At 32.1% G+C, this 1406-nt stretch carries 1 protein-coding gene and 1 pseudogene; one reads left to right on the top strand and one right to left on the bottom strand.

What is annotated here, in order from left to right; all coding sequences use genetic code 11:
• A partial coding sequence (locus tag IQ211_RS19225; protein WP_193836474.1) for a hypothetical protein occupies nucleotides 1-191 on the bottom strand: 191 nt, incomplete at its 3' end.
• Between the two features lie 602 nt (nucleotides 192-793).
• Between IQ211_RS19225 and IQ211_RS19805 the strand changes: the two are divergent.
• Nucleotides 794-965: pseudogene (locus IQ211_RS19805) on the top strand (IS5/IS1182 family transposase); the annotation flags it as partial.
• Between the last annotated feature and the right edge of the window lie 441 nt (nucleotides 966-1406).

The raw sequence follows: 1406 nt of genomic DNA, 5'->3' as shown, positions 1-1406 counted from the left end.
GTATCTACAAATTCTCTTGCTTTATAAAACTCGTTACATTTATGAAAATTCATTTCGTCACTATATAATGATTCTTTATATGTTCCTTTTTCCTTAACAATATTATCATCAAAATAATATTTATTCCCTGCTTTCGCCTTTAGCAATTCTCTGGAATGTCTTACTGCGTTATTTAAAATGGATTCGATCATAATAAAGCCTCATTAATAATTGAAGGGTATCCTAAATAGGTTTTCATAATACTGAGAGTATCAGATGTTGGGGTTCCTTACCCTGCGCGGGGTAAGAAAGTCTCCTATCATTTTGAAATGCTATTTAGTTCAGAAGTATTCTCCTACTGATATTAATTTCAGTAAAGAAAAATATGAGATGGAGTTTAGGTATAACATCGTTAGATCTATTATTGATTGATATTATTATATTTTATACATATAAGCTACCTTGAAAATTGTAATTGATATGGATACATGAATATTGTGCCTTGTATTGCCTATCTTGGAATTATTATTGCATTTTTTTCTTCATTAATCTAATTGATGATATTTTTGCAATAAAAGTTCTGTTCTAACACAGCGCCAGCCAAGCATAAATTAGATAAACAGAGGAAAAATAATATGAGTATTACAGGGGGATAATCACTTTTCTACCGTGATAGGTAGTGTCGTTTAGTAAAATAACGGCTTTATTTGTCATATTAATTCCTTATTTTTTTACCTTCTGAAAATGTTTTCTTGCAGGCGATGGCTACACATGAGATAAATTTACATTATCGATCAAGTTATTGTGTGGTGCCAGTGTGCAAATAGCCAAGCGTAATGAACTGCACACCTTTACGGTCACACCTAAAGGCTAGGTGGTTGAGCGTTCGTTTGGTTGGTATGAAAAGTGCTGACAATTGTGAAATGTATTTGTATACCAGTTTCCAATTTGTCAATTTGGCATTCCTTGTTTTGCTATTTCGTAGAAAAGATACTGCAGAGTCTCTAAAAAAACCGGAAGATCATAGGATCTTTCCGGCTTTTGATTTATAAATCAGTCACTACTAACCCCAATAGAACTGGTTTGTGCATTTTTTAACCTTTCTATTATTTTATTCAATCCGTCTTTTCCATCTGTGATTCTATTTTCCATTTCGGTTAGCTTATGAATAAAAGAAACTACATCCTTATTTTTTAATAAAAAGTCTATTTTGTAATAATCTTTAATCTTGCTGAGGTTTTCCGAACCACTCCATCTCGTTGAAGAAGAGAAAATATTTTAATGTAAAATTTCATTGGAATACTAAGGGTTATTTCGGTCACGTATTCAATTTGTTGTTTCTCATGTATACTCCTCACTTTTTCAGGAAATCAGATGGCAACGGTAGAAGTGAAATGTCGATGTTGTCAACAAACCGAATCGGTAAG

It is taken from the genome of Xenorhabdus griffiniae, from assembly GCF_015163655.1.
Classification (GTDB): Bacteria; Pseudomonadota; Gammaproteobacteria; order Enterobacterales; family Enterobacteriaceae; genus Xenorhabdus; species Xenorhabdus griffiniae.
This window is presented reverse-complemented; position numbering and strand designations above follow the sequence as displayed.